Source organism: Luteimonas soli (assembly GCF_042648865.1).
Lineage (GTDB): Bacteria > Pseudomonadota > Gammaproteobacteria > Xanthomonadales > Xanthomonadaceae > Luteimonas > Luteimonas soli.
Map to the genome: position 1 here is coordinate 499,733 of NZ_JBHRYA010000001.1, position 13,236 is coordinate 512,968.

Consider the following 13,236-nt stretch of genomic DNA (forward strand, 5'->3'; position numbering starts at 1 on the left):
GCCAGGACGATCGAGAGCATGACGGGCATCGCCAACGACCGCTGCAAGGCGCGCGCGGGCCTCCACGGAGGGACGCCATGACCGCGCTGCGCGACGCGATCGACTACACCACGCTCGGCTGGGTCAAGCCGGAGCTCGACGAGACGCTGCGCCAGGCGCGGATCGAGATCGAGGGCTTCGTCGACGACCCGTCCGACACCAGCCGCATGCGTTTTTGCGCCAGCTACCTGCACCAGGTGCAGGGCACGCTGCGCATGGTCGAGCTGTACGCGCCGGCGATGGTGACCGAGGAGATGGAGCGCCTGGCCCAGGCGCTGCAGCACGGCGAGATCGCCGACCGCGACGGTGCCTGCGCGACGCTGATGCGCGGCGTAGTGCTGCTGCCCGACTACCTGGAGCGCCTGCAGAGCGGCCACAAGGACATCCCGATCGTCCTGCTGCCGCTGCTCAACGAGTTGCGCGCCGCGCGCGGCGAGAGCGGCCTGAGCGAAAGCGTGCTGTTCGCGCCCGACCTCGGCCGGCCGCTGCCGTCGAGCGTGCCCGCGTCGGCCGGCCGCGGCCGCAACGCCGAAGTCCTGCCGCTGCTCGAGCGGCTGTCCGCCGCCATTTCGGAGTGGCCGGAAGATGGCGCACCGAAGGATGCCGGCGAGATCGGCACCGCCATCGATGCGCTGTTCGTGCGCACCGAACAGGACGAGACCCGGCGCATGCTGTGGGTCGCCGGTTCCGTGGCCACCGCGCTGCGCGAAGGCGCGCTGCAGCCGTCCGCGGGCCTGCGCCAGGCCTTCGCCAGCGTGCAGCGCGAGGCGCGCCGGCAGTTCGAGGACGACGGCTTCGGCATTCCGCGCCCGGAAACCACGCTCGAACCCACCCGCCAGCTGCTCTACCACGTCGCCCACAGCGACGCGGACCATCCGGTGCTGCGGGAACTGCGCGAAACCTTCGACCTCGACGCCGCGCAGCCCACGGAAACCGAGATCAGCCACGCCCAGGGCAGCCTGAGCGGCCGCAACCGCGCGCTGCTCGATACGGTCTCGGCAGCGGTGAAGGAAGACCTGCTGCGGGTCAAGGACGTGCTCGACCTGCACCTGCGCACCAACGCATCCAACGTCACCGCCCTGCAGCCGCAGGTCGAGGCGCTGGGCCGCGTCGCCGATACCCTGGGCATGCTTGGCCTGGGCGTGGCGCGCAACGTCGTCCAGCAGCAGCGCGACGCGATGGACGCCATCGTCCGCGGCGACCGCGTCGCCGACGAGGGCGCGCTGCTCGACGTCGCCGGCGCGCTGCTGTACGTCGACGCGACGCTCGACGACCAGGTCGCGCGCCTGGGCGACAGCGACGCCGGCGCCGACGGCAGCCAGGACGACCTGTTCTCCAACGAATCGCGCAAGGTGCTCGAGGTCATCGCCCGCGAGGCGATCGCCAACTTCGCCGATGCGCGGCAGGCCTTCGTGGCCTTTGTCGAAACCAGCTGGGACCATTCGGAGCTGGTCGAAGTCCCGCGCCTGCTGCAGGAAGTCGCCGGCGCCATGGCGATGCTGGAACTGCCGCAGGCCGCCGCCTACCTGGCCGGCGTGCGCATGTACACCGAGGTCGAACTGCTCGGCCGCAAGCGCGTGCCCAACGGCCGCCAGCTCGACACCTTCGCCGACGCGCTGGCCAGCCTCGAGTACTACCTCGAAGCGCTGCGCGAGAACCGGCTCAACCGCGAAAACATCCTCGAGATCGCGCGCGGCAGCCTCGAATCGCTGGGCTACTGGCCGCTGCCGGACGTGCAGCCGGCGCAGGAAGAATCCGTTGCCGAGCCGGACGCACAGGCGGAGCAGGTGCTGGCCGACGACGTCGACCGCAACGTCGCCGCGTTCATCGACCGCAGCATCGACCAGGCGCGCACTTCGCAGGCCGACAGCGCGCAGGTCGCAGCGCAGGTCCCCGCCGCGGCCGGCGGCCGGGGCGGCTTCGAAATCACCGGCGACGAGATCGACGACGAGATCCGCGAGGTGTTCCTCGAGGAGTTCGGCGAGGAGATCGACAACCTCGACCAGATGCTGCCGGTCTGGCGCGAACGCCCCGACGACCTCGAGCGCCTGCGCCCGATCCGTCGCGTGTTCCACACGCTCAAGGGCAGCGGCCGCCTGGTTGGCGCGCGCGCGCTGGGCGAGTTCAGCTGGAAGGTCGAGAACATGCTCAACCGCGTGCTCGACGGCACGCGCGAGGCCAGCCCGGCCGTGGTGGCGATGGTCGACCAGGCCTTCTACACGCTGCCGCAGCTGCTGGCAGCGCTGCGCGGCACCGCGGCGGTCGACGCCGACCTTGAAGGCATGCAGGCGCTGGCCGACCGTATTGCCGAGGGCGAGGAAGTCCTGCCGGCGTTCGCGGCGCCCGGTGCGGCAACGCCCGAGTCGATGCTTGTCGACGCCGAACTCGATGCGGAAGTCGAGGCCGGTGGAGCCATTGCCGCGGAGGCCGTGGACGCGCCGGCCGGCGAGGGCATGCTGCCGGCATCGGTGGATGCGCTGCTGCTGGAAATCCTCGATACGGAAGTATCCGGCCACCTGGCCACCGTCGATGCCTGGCTGGCCGAGGCGCAGTCCGCCTCGACCCCGGCCAGCGACGCGCTGCTGCGCGCCGTGCACACCATGAACGGCGCCTTCGCGATGACCGAAGTGCCGGCGATCACCGATGCGCTGAGCCCCGCGGAAACCTACATCCGGCGCCTGCTTGCGGCGCGGCAGGACGTGGGCAGCGAAGGCGTGGCGGCGATCGGCGAGCTGGCCGGCGTGATCCGCGCCACCGTGGCCGGGCTGCACGCGGCCGCGCCGCACGTCCCCACCTGCGCCGCGCTCGCCGCGAGCCTCGTGGCCCTGCGCGACAGCCTGCCGGAGGCAACCATGCCGGCGGAGTCGACGACGATCCCCGAGCCGGTGGAACCTATCGACCTGGTCGATGCCGGCGCCGAGTTGACCGATACCGATCTCAGCGCCTACGGCGACCTCGGGACGCTCGACCCCGCCATCGCTCATGACGCGGGCCACGACGCGGCGGAAGCCGCCGAGCGTGTCGAAACGGAGCGGGTCGAAGCCGAGCGTGCCGAAGCGGAGCGGGTCGAGGCCGAGCGGGTCGAGGCCGAGCGTGCCGAAGCCGAACGCATCGAAGCAGGGCGCCTTGAGGCGGAGCGTGTCGAAGCGGAGCGCGTCGAAGCAGAGCGTATCGAAGCGGAGCGCGTAGAAGCCGAACGTCTTGAAGCCGAACGTTTGGAAGCAGAGCGCGCCGAAACCGAGCGCCTCGAGTCCGAACGCGCCCAGGAAGAAGCGCGGATGCTGGCGCTGGCCGAAGCCGAGCGTCTTGCGGCCGAGCGCGCCGAGATCGATCGCATCGAAGCCGAGCGCCTGGAGGCCGAGCGCATCCAGGAACAGGCGCGGCTGGAGGCGGAACAGGCTGAAGCCGAGCGCCTTGCAGCCGAGCAGGCGGAGGCCGAGCGCGCGCAAGCGGCGCTTCTCGAAGCAGAACGAATCGAGTCCGAGCGGATTGCTGCCGAGCAGGCCGCTGCCGACCAACGCGAGGCGGAACAGGCGGAGGCCGAGCAGGCCGCTGCCAGGCAGGCGGAGACCGAACGCCTGGAAGCCGAGCGCCTCGAAACAGAACGTATCGAAGCAGAACGTGTCGAAGCCGAGCGCCTCGAAGCAGAACGTGTCGAAGCCGAACGCCTCGAAGCCGAGCGCGCCGAAGCAGAACGTGTCGAAGCAGAACGCGCCGAAGCAGAACGTCTCGAAGCCGAACGTCTCGAAGAAGAGCGCGCTGAAGCCGAACGCCTCGAGGCCGCGCGCGCCGCGGTCGAGAAGATTCCTGCCGTCGACATGGACGCGGATGCCGAGGAACCGGCCGTCGTGGCGATCGTTGCGGACGCGCTCGCCACCACCCGGGATCCTGACGCGGCGTTTGACCTCGGCGACCTGGATCCCGAACTCGTCGACATCTTCGTCGAGGAGGCCGGCGACCTGCTCGACCATTCCGACGGCCTGCTCGCGCAGCTGCGCGAAAACCCCACCGAGCGCGAGGCACTGGTCGGGCTGCAGCGCGACCTGCACACCATCAAGGGTGGCGCGCGCATGGCCGGCATCATGGCCGTGGGCGAGCTGGGCCACGCCATGGAGTCGCTGCTCGAAGCGGTGGTCGAACAGCGCGGCGAACTCGGCCGCGACGGCATTCCTCTGCTCGAGCGCGGCTTCGACCGGTTGCATGCAATGGTCACCCGCGTCGGCGAACGTCGCGCGATCGACCCGTCGGAAGAACTGATCGAGGCCTTCAACGCCCGCGCGCTCGGAAAGCCCGCGCCTGCCGCGGTGCCCGCCGGCGTGGCGGTACCCGCGCCTCGGGTGCCGGTCGCCGGCACGGAGCTCAAGCCGCTGTCCGCGCCGATCGGCGACGCCGACCCCGCAGCCTCGGACGACGACGACATCAGCGTGCGCGCGCCGCAGGAACAGGTGCGCATCCGTGCCGACCTGCTCGACCAGCTGGTCAACTACGCCGGCGAGGTCGCGATCTACCGCGCCCGCCTGGAGCAGCAGCTGGGTGCGTTCCGCAACGCGATGGGCGAGATGGAGCAGACCAACATGCGTCTGCGCGACCAGCTGCGCCGCCTCGATATCGAGACCGAAGCGCAGATCATCGCCCGCTACCAGCGCGAGCATGAAACCGCCGACGCCACCTTCGACCCGCTGGAACTCGACCGCTTCTCCACCCTGCAGCAGCTCTCGCGTGCGCTGGGCGAGTCCGCGGCCGACATGTCGAGCCTGCAGGGCACGCTCGACGACCTGACCCGCCAGTACGAAACCCTGCTGTTGCAGCAGTCGCGCGTGAGCTCGGACCTGCAGCAGGGCCTGATGCGCACGCGCATGGTGCCGTTCGACGCGCTGGTGCCGCGCTTGCGCCGCGTGGTCCGCCAGGCCGCCGGCGACACCGGCAAGCAGGTGCAGCTCAGGCTCGACGGCGCCCAGGGCGAGCTCGACCGCAACGTGCTCGAACGCATGACCGCGCCGCTGGAGCACATGCTGCGCAACGCGGTGGCGCACGGGCTGGAAACGCCGCAGCAGCGTCGCAAGTCGAAGAAACCCGAGGAAGGTTCGGTGCGCATCGCGGTGCGCCGCGAGGGTTCGGAAGTCGTGCTGGAAGTCGGTGACGACGGCCGCGGCCTGGACCGCGAGGCGATCCGCCAGCGCGGCGAGCAGCGCGGCCTGGTCCGCGCCGACGCGGTGCTCGCCGACAGCGACCTCGACGCATTGATCTTCCAACCGGGCTTCTCCACCGTCGACGAAGTCAGCCGCCTGGCCGGCCGCGGCGTCGGCATGGACGTGGTCGCCAGCGAAGTGCGCCAGCTCGGCGGTACGCTCGACATCGCCTCGCGCAAGGGCGAGGGCACGACCTTCACCCTGCGCCTGCCGCAGACGCTCGCGGTCACCCAGGCGGTGTTCGTGAAGATCGGCGAGACCAGCTTCGCGGTGCCGATCGCCTCGGTGCGCGGCGTCGGGCGCATCGGCCGCGACGAGTTCGGCAAGCCCGACGCCAGCTACGCCTACGGCGGCGAGGACTACGCGGTCCACGACCTGGGCGGGCTGGTCGGCCACGGCATCGCCAAGGCCGAGGGCCAGCTGCAGATGCCGCTGCTGCTGATCCGCTCCGGCGACCTGCGCGTCGCCGTCGCGGTCGACCAGATCGTCGGCAGCCGCGAAATCGTGGTCAAGCCGGTGGGCCCGCAGGTGGCCTCGATCCCGGGCATCTTCGGCGCGACGATCATGGGCGACGGCTCCGTCGTGGTGATCCTCGACGTCGCACCGCTGGTCCGCCGCCGTGCCACCCTGCCGCGCGAGGTGGAGCCGGCGCAGGCCGCCGAGACCCATCGCGTGCCGCTGGTGATGGTGGTCGACGACTCGGTGACGATGCGCAAGGTCACCGGCCGCGTGCTTGAGCGCCACAACTTCGAGGTGCTCACCGCGAAGGACGGCATCGACGCGCTCGAACGCATGGAAGAGCGCGTGCCCGACCTGATGCTGCTCGACATCGAAATGCCGCGCATGGACGGTTACGAGCTCGCCACGCAGATGAAGGCAGACCCGCGCCTGCGCAACGTGCCGATCGTGATGATCACCTCGCGTACCGGCGAGAAGCACCGCCAGCGCGCGTTCGAGATCGGCGTCGAGCGCTACCTCGGCAAGCCGTACCAGGAGAACGAACTCGTGCGCAACGTCTACGAACTGCTCAAGCTGGAGCAGCGCGTCGATGACTGAGCGCAGCGCGCCCCGCGTGGTGCTGCTGGCGCGCGAGGGCGAGGCCCGCGCGCGGCTCGGCGATGCGCTCGCACGGGCCGGCGCGGACATCGCGCTGGTGGCCGACCCGGTGTCCTCGGACCCGGGCGATGCGCTCGCGAGCAACCCGCAGGCGGTGCTGGTGGCGCTGGAACCGGCGGTCGAGGACGCGCTGGAGCGCTTTGATGCGCTGCTGTCCAGCCCGGACATCACGGTGATCTTCGACGAGGCCGAGCTGGCCGCGCAGCGCCAGGGCTGGGACGCGGCACGCTGGGTGCGGCACCTGTCCGCCAAGCTGCACCGCCACGACGACGTGCTGCCGCCGGGCGCGGACACCGAGGGCGACCTGCAGCCGTCGCCCGGTGCGTTGCCGGTGCCGGGCAATGCCGCCGGCCTGGACATCGCGCCATTCGCCGACGAAGCCCAGCAGCTTGCCGACGAGGTCCCGCGCGACGCAGGGCTGGAACCCGACGTCCGGCTCGAAGCCGACCCGTCCGGCCTTGCGCTGGTCGATGACGCGCAGGAGGCGGCTGCGCCGCTCGAGCCGGATTACCCCGTCGCCGACGCAGCGGTCGTCGCAGGCGACGCGGATGATGCGGCGATCGACGCCCTGTCCGCCGATTCGCTGTCGCTCGAAGCGCTGCCGGCCGACGAAACGGACACCGGGATGCCGGTCGATGACGGCGTGGCTGCGCCGGAATCCGGCGAAACCGATGGAATCCCGTTCGACGGTTCCAACGCCGACGACGACGGCGCATCGCTGGACTTCGAAGCGCCGACGGATGGCGACACGACGGCATCGCCTGGCGGCATCGAACTGGTCGACGTCGATGCGCTGCTGGCGTCCGTCGAATCGCTGGAAACCACGGACGGCGACCTGCCGTCGCCGCCGGCCGCAGCGCCCACGATCGACCTCGACGCACTCGAACAGCGCGTCGGCGGCCTGTCGCTGGCGGACGTCGACAGCTACGGCCACGGCCCGCAGCGCGGCGCGGTGCTGGTCGAGGGCGGGCTGGGCGGGCCGGACGCGGTGCGCCAGCTGCTCGCCGCGATTCCCGAGGGGTTCCCGCGCCCCGTGCTGGTGCGGCTGCAGCTCGACGGCGGCCGCTACGACCGCCTGGTCAAGCAGATGGGGCGGGCCGCGCAGCTGCCGGTCGCGCTGGCCGAGGCCGGGCAATCGGCCGAAGCGGGCACCGTGTACTTCGTGCCGCCGGAACTGTCGATCGAACAGGACAAGACGCGCATCGTGTTCGTCGCCGGCGAAGGTGATGCGCGCCCGATGCTGGACGTGTTGCCCGCCAGCGACAGCGCGCTGCTGCTGCTCAGCGGCAGCAGCGCCGACAGCGTCGACGCGGCGATGGCGCGCGTCCCGGGCGGCCTGCTGGTGGCCGGCCAGGCGCTGGACGGCTGCTACGACGCCACCGCGTCGAATGCCCTGATCGCACGCGGCGCCACCGTGGCCACGCCGGCCGAGCTTGCCGAGCAGCTCGCCGGGCGCTGGCCGTCCTGACTTCGAGGCACGCATGAACACATCCAGCCAGAACGATTCCATCCAGGACATCCGCGGCGTCCTGATCCAGGTCGGGGGCGCGCGCCTGCTGCTGCCCAACGCCACGATTTCGGAAGTACTGTCCTACGCCGACCCGGAGCCGGTGGAGAACGCGCCGGAATGGCTGCTGGGCCGGATCCGCTGGCGCGGCTGGCAGCTGCCGCTGGTCTCGTTCTCGCGCATCGCCGGGCTGGCCGAAGAGCAGGGCGGCCTGGGCAGCAAGGTCGCGGTGCTCAAGGCGCTGGGCGGCGACGCGAAGCTGCCGCATTTCGCGATGCTGACCCAGGGCTTCCCGCGCCTGGTCACGGTGTCGCGCGACACGCTGGTGGCTGATGCGGACGGCAGCGACGCGCTGCCCAAGGGCGTGCAGGCCCGTGTGCTGCTCAATGACGACGCGGTGCTGATCCCCGATATCGGCGCCGTCGAAGCCTCGCTGCACGAAGCGCTGGCGGCGTAGGTCGGGGCTACGCCCCCGACGGTTCTTGATCTGCAACGCGAAGCGTCGGGGGCGTAGCCCCGACCTACAGGTCGCCGAACCTGGATTGAAGCGCGGCAATCGCGGCCATGCCGGCAGTTTCCGTGCGCAGGATGCGCGGGCCCAGCCGCAGGCCGGTGAAACCGGTGTCGGCCAGCGTTGCGCGGTCGCGTGGTGACCACCCGCCCTCGGGTCCGATCGCGACCACGACGGTGCGTCCATCCGGTACGGACAGCGATGCAACGCTCGCCTGGGCTCCCGGGTCGAGGCTCAGGCGCAGGCTGTCGCCTGGTAGCGCCTGCAATGCGGCCACCAGCGACTGCGGCGGCGCGACATCGGGCACGCGCGCGCGCCCGCTCTGCTCGCAGGCGGCAACGACCACACTGCGCCAGTGCGCCAGCCGCTTGCCGGCGCGCTCGCCGTCGAGCTTCACCTCGCTGCGGTCCGAGCTGGCCGGCACGAAGCCCGCCACGCCCAGCTCGGTCGCCTTCTGCAGGATCCAGTCCATCTTCTCGCCGCGCGCGATGCCTTGCACCAGCACGATGCGCAGCGGCGATTCGACGCTGGCCGTGCGCATGGCAGTGACCTCGACCTCACCGCCACGCTTGCCGGCCGTGACGATGCGCGCGTCATAGTCGCGGCCGTCGCCGTTGAACAGCACGCAGCCGTCGCCGACGCCCAGCCGCAGCACGCGCAGCAGGTGTGCCGCGGCGCCTTCGGGCAGCGCGACGCGCGCCCCGACCACAAGCGGTCCCTCGACGTAAGCCCGGTTCACTCGCATGCAAAAGCCTCTTTCATCCGTGGCCGAAGACGTTGCTATTCGACATCGGCGGCTGCCGCTTCGATTGCCGCCGCGGTGGCGTCGGCTAGCAGGGCGAGCTGTTCGTCGTCGATGCAATACGGCGGCATCCAGTACAGCACGTCGCCCAGCGGACGCAGCAGGACGCCGCGCTCGAGCGCGGCGCGATACATCTGCGGGCCGCGGCGATTGGCGATTTCCACGGCGTTTCCGTCTTCGCGGCCGCCGGGCTCGGGTTGCAGTTCGATCGCCAGGATCATCCCGGCCTGGCGTACGTCGGTGACCAGCGGATGGCTTGCGAACGGGGCGGCCAGTTTCGCCATCTTCGCCGCGGTGTCGTGGTTGCGCGCGAGCACGTCGTCGCTCTCGAAGATGTCCAGCGACGCAATCGCCGCGGCACAGGCCAGGGGGTTGCCGCTGTAGCTGTGCGAATGCAGGAAGGCGCGCTCGCGCGAGTCGTCGAGGAAGCCGTCGTAGATCGCCTGCGTGGCCAACACCGCGCACAGTGGCAGGAAGCCGCCGGTCAGGCCCTTGGACAGGCACAGCAGGTCGGGCTGAACACCACCGTACCCGCCGACGCGAGCGTCGGCGGGGGCCTGCTCGCAGGCGAACATCGTGCCCGTGCGGCCGAAGCCGACCGCGATCTCGTCGGCGATCAGGAACACGCCATGCACGTCGCACAGTTCGCGCACGCGCCTGAGATACACCGGGTCGTGCATGCGCATGCCGCCGGCACACTGCACGCGCGGTTCCAGGATCAGCGCACAGACCTCGCCGGGGTGCTCGTCGAGCAGGCGCGCCAGCGCGTCGGCGGCCTCCTCCGCGCAGGCCGCGGCGGACTGGCCTGCGCGCGCGGCGTAGGCGTCGGGGGAGGGCGCGAACAGCGGTTCCAGCAGCAGCGGCGCATACACGCGGCGGTACAGCGGGATGTCGCCCACCGACAGCGCGCCGATCGTTTCGCCGTGGTAGCTGTTGGTCAGCGAGACGAAGCGCGTGCGCCGCGGCTCGTCGCCGCGGTTGCGGAACCAGTGGAAAGCCATCTTCAGCGCCACCTCGACGCCGGCCGAGCCGTTGTCGGCGTAGAACACCTTGGCCAGCGGGTCGCGTCCGGCCTCTCGCGGGGCGATGGCCAGCAGGCGTTCGGCCAGTTCCACCGCCGGCGGGTGCGAGCAGCCGGCCAGGATCACCTGTTCCAGCGTGTGCGCCTGCTGCGCGATCGCCGCGGCGATGCGTGGTTCGGCGTGGCCGAACAGGTTGGTCCACCAGCTGCTCACCGCGTCCAGCGTGCGGCGGCCGTCGTGGCCGACCAGCCAGGCGCCCTCGCCGCGGGCGATCGGCAGCAGCGGCAGGGTGTCGCCATGGCGGCCGTCCGCCGCCGCGCCATGGGAGAGATGCTCGCGCATCTGCGTACAGGGGTGCCAGAGCACGGCAAGGTCGCGCGAACGCCAGTTCGCGGCCTCGCCGGAGGCCGCGTCGTTTAGAATCGACGCATCGTGAGCCTTTATATTCATTCCACCATTATCGCGCGCCCGGCGCCCATCCGCGGCGCGGCCGGGGCGCGCAGATGACGCGCCGCCTGCCCATCATCCATGGCATCACCGAGCATGACGCCGGGCCGTACCGGCTGGAGCGCCTGGACCTGGAGTTCGGCAACGGCGAGCGCCGCCGCTACGAGCGCCTGCACGGACGCGGCCACGGCGCGGTGGCGGTGGTGCCGATGCTCGACGACGACACCGTGCTGCTGGTGCGCGAGTACGCCGCCGGGGTGCACCGCTACGAACTGGGACTGGTCAAGGGCCGCATCGACGCCGGCGAAACGCCCGAGCAAGCCGCCAACCGCGAGCTGATGGAAGAAGCCGGCTACGGCGCCAATTCGGTGCAGGTGCTGCGCTCGCTGACCCTCGCGCCCACCTACATGAGCCACCAGACCTACCTGGTACTCGCGCGCGACCTGTATCCGAAACGCCTGCCCGGCGACGAACCCGAGGAACTCGACGTGGTGCCATGGAAACTCGATGCCCTGCATGAACTGATCCTGCGCGAGGATTTTTCCGAAGGACGGTCCATCGCCGCGCTGTTCATCGCGCGCGAATACCTGCAGCGCCATGCAGGTCCCTGACGCGCTGCGCGAAGCCGTCATCGCCACCGCGCGCGAGGCGGCGGCGGAGATCCTGCGCGTCTACGACACCTGCTTCGACGTCGACCACAAGGCCGACGATAGCCCGCTGACCGCCGCCGACCTCGCCGCGCATCGCTGCATCGTCGACCGCCTCGAGGCGCTGACGCCGGACATCCCGGTGCTGTCTGAGGAATCGGCCGACACCATTCCCACTTCGGTGCGGCGCACGTGGACGCGGCTGTGGGTGGTCGACCCGCTCGACGGCACGCGCGAGTTCGTCAAGCGCAACGGCGAGTTCACGGTCAACATCGCCCTGGTCGAAGATGGCGAGGTCGTGTTCGGCGTCATCCAGGCGCCGGTGACCGGCGCACTGTGGCACGGGACGCGCGGACACGGTGCGTTCCGCCGCGATGGCGACGTCGACGTCGCGCTGCATACCCGCGTGCCCGCGCAGGCGCCGCTGCGGGTGGCCGCCAGCCGCTCGCACCGCAACGCGCGCACCGAGGCGTTGCTCGAGCGCATCGCCGCGGAGACCGGCGCCGCCGGGGAGCCGGTGGCGCTCGGGTCGTCGCTGAAGTTCTGCCGGTTGGCGGAGGGCGGCATGGACGTCTATCCGCGCTTCGGCCCGACCAGCGAGTGGGACACCGCGGCGGGGCAGGCGATCGTCGAGGCCGCCGGCGGCGTCGTGCTCGACCCGCGCGGCCGGCCGCTGCGCTACAACCAGCGCGACACGGTGCTCAATGGTGACTTCATGGTGCTGGGGGACCCGGCGCTGCCGTGGCAGGACTGGGTGGGCGAGAGTGCGTAGCGCCTTCGCGGGAATGACGATCAGGAAGCAACAGTGAGCAGTCCGTTCGCCAGCCTCCAACGCCTGCTCGACATCATGGCCCGCCTGCGCGACCGCGAGAACGGTTGCCCGTGGGACATCGAACAGACTTTCGCCACCATCGCGCCGTACACGATCGAGGAGGCCTACGAGGTCGCCGATGCGATCGACCGCAACGACCTGCCGGCGCTGAAGGACGAGCTGGGCGACCTGCTGCTGCAGGTGGTGTTCCACGCGCAGATGGCGAGCGAGCAGGGCGCGTTCGGCTTCGACGACGTCGCCGCCGCGATCAGCGACAAGATGGTCCGCCGCCATCCGCACGTGTTCGGCGACGACGAACAAAGCGATGCCGAAGGCGTGCTCCGCAGCTGGGAAGAGATCAAGCGCGCCGAGCGTGCCGCCGCGGGAGACGCCGACACATCGGCGCTGGCCGGCATCGCCCGCGGCATGCCCGAGTGGCAGCGCGCGGTGAAGCTGCAGCAGCGCGCGGCGCGGGTCGGCTTCGACTGGCCGGGACCGGCGCCGGTGATCGACAAGCTGCACGAGGAGATCGGCGAGGTGCAGGCCGAGTTCGCCGCCCTGGCCGACGCGCCCGATGACGCGGTGGTGCACGCACGGCTGGAGGACGAACTGGGCGACCTGCTGTTCGTCTGCGCCAACCTCGCCCGCCACGCGAAGGTCGACGTCGGCAGCGCGCTGCGCCGGGCGAACGCCAAGTTCGAGCGCCGCTTCCGCGCGATCGAGCGACTGGCGCGGGCGGATGGCGTGCGCCTGCAGGACCTGCCGCTGGACGCGCAGGAAGCGTACTGGGTGCACGCCAAGCGCGGTGAGGGCGAATGAAAACCCTGCTGCTGTTCGTCGCCACCGCGCTGGCCGAGATCGTCGGTTGTTACCTGCCATACCTGTGGCTGCGCAAGGACGGCAGCACCTGGCTGCTGCTGCCGGCGGCGGTCGCGCTGGCCGCGTTCGTCTGGTTGCTGACCCTGCATCCCACGGCGTCGGGCCGCGTGTATGCCGCTTACGGCGGCGTCTACGTCACCGTCGCCATCGGCTGGCTGTGGGCGGTGGACGCGGTGCGGCCGACGCGCTGGGACCTGCTCGGGGCGATGTTGTGCCTGTGCGGGATGGCGGTCATCATGTTTTCGCCAAGACCCCTGTGACCGGAG

Annotated in this window: 9 protein-coding genes and 2 pseudogenes; 8 read left to right on the top strand and 3 right to left on the bottom strand. The window is 70.9% G+C overall.

Annotated elements, in window-relative coordinates; translation table 11 throughout:
• Positions 1–77: 77 nt before the first annotated feature.
• A pseudogene (locus tag ACFONC_RS02255) lies at positions 78–2,276 on the top strand (Hpt domain-containing protein); the annotation flags it as partial.
• Between the two features lie 700 nt (positions 2,277–2,976).
• On the opposite strand, the gene ACFONC_RS02260 reads toward ACFONC_RS02255, so the two are convergent.
• The gene (locus ACFONC_RS02260; protein WP_386742214.1) at positions 2,977–4,062 is read right to left on the bottom strand and encodes a pentapeptide repeat-containing protein; all 1,086 of its coding nucleotides are present in this window, start codon (positions 4,060–4,062) and stop codon (positions 2,977–2,979) included.
• Here ACFONC_RS02260 and ACFONC_RS02265 point away from each other — a divergent pair.
• The 3 genes and pseudogenes from ACFONC_RS02265 to ACFONC_RS02275 all read left to right on the top strand — a co-directional run.
• Positions 4,023–6,284 (top strand): annotated as a pseudogene (locus ACFONC_RS02265) (response regulator); the annotation flags it as partial. The gene ACFONC_RS02260 and the pseudogene ACFONC_RS02265 overlap by 40 nt on opposite strands.
• Positions 6,277–7,812, top strand: coding sequence for a chemotaxis protein CheB (locus tag ACFONC_RS02270; RefSeq protein WP_386741986.1), 1,536 nt, complete (start codon positions 6,277–6,279; stop codon positions 7,810–7,812). The pseudogene ACFONC_RS02265 and the gene ACFONC_RS02270, both read left to right, overlap by 8 nt.
• A 13-nt stretch (positions 7,813–7,825) precedes the next feature.
• On the top strand, positions 7,826–8,308 hold the full coding sequence (locus tag ACFONC_RS02275) for a chemotaxis protein CheW (RefSeq protein ID WP_386741987.1): 483 nt from the start codon (positions 7,826–7,828) through the stop codon (positions 8,306–8,308).
• A 64-nt stretch (positions 8,309–8,372) separates the two neighbouring features.
• On the opposite strand, the gene ACFONC_RS02280 is transcribed toward ACFONC_RS02275, so the two are convergent.
• Positions 8,373–9,107: a 16S rRNA (uracil(1498)-N(3))-methyltransferase gene (locus tag ACFONC_RS02280; protein ID WP_386741988.1), complete on the bottom strand. Its 735-nt coding sequence runs from the start codon at positions 9,105–9,107 to the stop codon at positions 8,373–8,375.
• Positions 9,108–9,142: 35 nt separating this feature from the next.
• Positions 9,143–10,636, bottom strand: a complete 1,494-nt coding sequence (bioA, locus tag ACFONC_RS02285) for an adenosylmethionine--8-amino-7-oxononanoate transaminase (protein ID WP_386741989.1) — start codon at positions 10,634–10,636, stop codon at positions 9,143–9,145.
• A 53-nt stretch (positions 10,637–10,689) separates the two neighbouring features.
• Between bioA and nudE the strand changes: the two genes are divergently transcribed.
• Genes nudE through ACFONC_RS02305 form a run of 4 tightly spaced genes read left to right on the top strand, consistent with a single transcriptional unit; the run spans position 10,690 to position 13,230 of the window.
• A complete protein-coding gene (gene nudE / locus ACFONC_RS02290; RefSeq protein ID WP_386741990.1) occupies positions 10,690–11,244 on the top strand; it encodes an ADP compounds hydrolase NudE in 555 nt (184 codons plus the stop codon).
• Positions 11,231–12,052, top strand: a complete 822-nt coding sequence (gene cysQ / locus ACFONC_RS02295) for a 3'(2'),5'-bisphosphate nucleotidase CysQ (protein WP_386741991.1) — start codon at positions 11,231–11,233, stop codon at positions 12,050–12,052. Before nudE ends, cysQ begins: the two co-directional genes overlap by 14 nt.
• 33 nt (positions 12,053–12,085) lie before the next feature.
• Positions 12,086–12,910: a nucleoside triphosphate pyrophosphohydrolase gene (gene mazG / locus ACFONC_RS02300; RefSeq protein ID WP_386741992.1), complete on the top strand. Its 825-nt coding sequence runs from the start codon at positions 12,086–12,088 to the stop codon at positions 12,908–12,910.
• On the top strand, positions 12,907–13,230 hold the full coding sequence (locus ACFONC_RS02305) for a YnfA family protein (RefSeq protein WP_386741994.1): 324 nt from the start codon (positions 12,907–12,909) through the stop codon (positions 13,228–13,230). The genes mazG and ACFONC_RS02305 overlap by 4 nt, the downstream gene beginning before the upstream one ends.
• The last annotated feature ends 6 nt before the right edge of the window (positions 13,231–13,236 follow it).

What these genes read in the sequence shown, in the direction of transcription:
- ACFONC_RS02270 (WP_386741986.1), top strand. Translation starts at nt 6,277, where the DNA reads ATGACTGAGCGCAGCGCGCCCCGCGTGGTGCTGCTGGCGCGCGAGGGC.
- ACFONC_RS02275 (WP_386741987.1), top strand. Translation starts at nt 7,826, where the DNA reads ATGAACACATCCAGCCAGAACGATTCCATCCAGGACATCCGCGGCGTC.
- ACFONC_RS02280 (WP_386741988.1), bottom strand. Translation starts at nt 9,107, where the DNA reads ATGCGAGTGAACCGGGCTTACGTCGAGGGACCGCTTGTGGTCGGGGCG.
- bioA (WP_386741989.1), bottom strand. Translation starts at nt 10,636, where the DNA reads ATGAATATAAAGGCTCACGATGCGTCGATTCTAAACGACGCGGCCTCC.
- nudE (WP_386741990.1), top strand. Translation starts at nt 10,690, where the DNA reads ATGACGCGCCGCCTGCCCATCATCCATGGCATCACCGAGCATGACGCC.
- cysQ (WP_386741991.1), top strand. Translation starts at nt 11,231, where the DNA reads ATGCAGGTCCCTGACGCGCTGCGCGAAGCCGTCATCGCCACCGCGCGC.
- ACFONC_RS02305 (WP_386741994.1), top strand. Translation starts at nt 12,907, where the DNA reads ATGAAAACCCTGCTGCTGTTCGTCGCCACCGCGCTGGCCGAGATCGTC.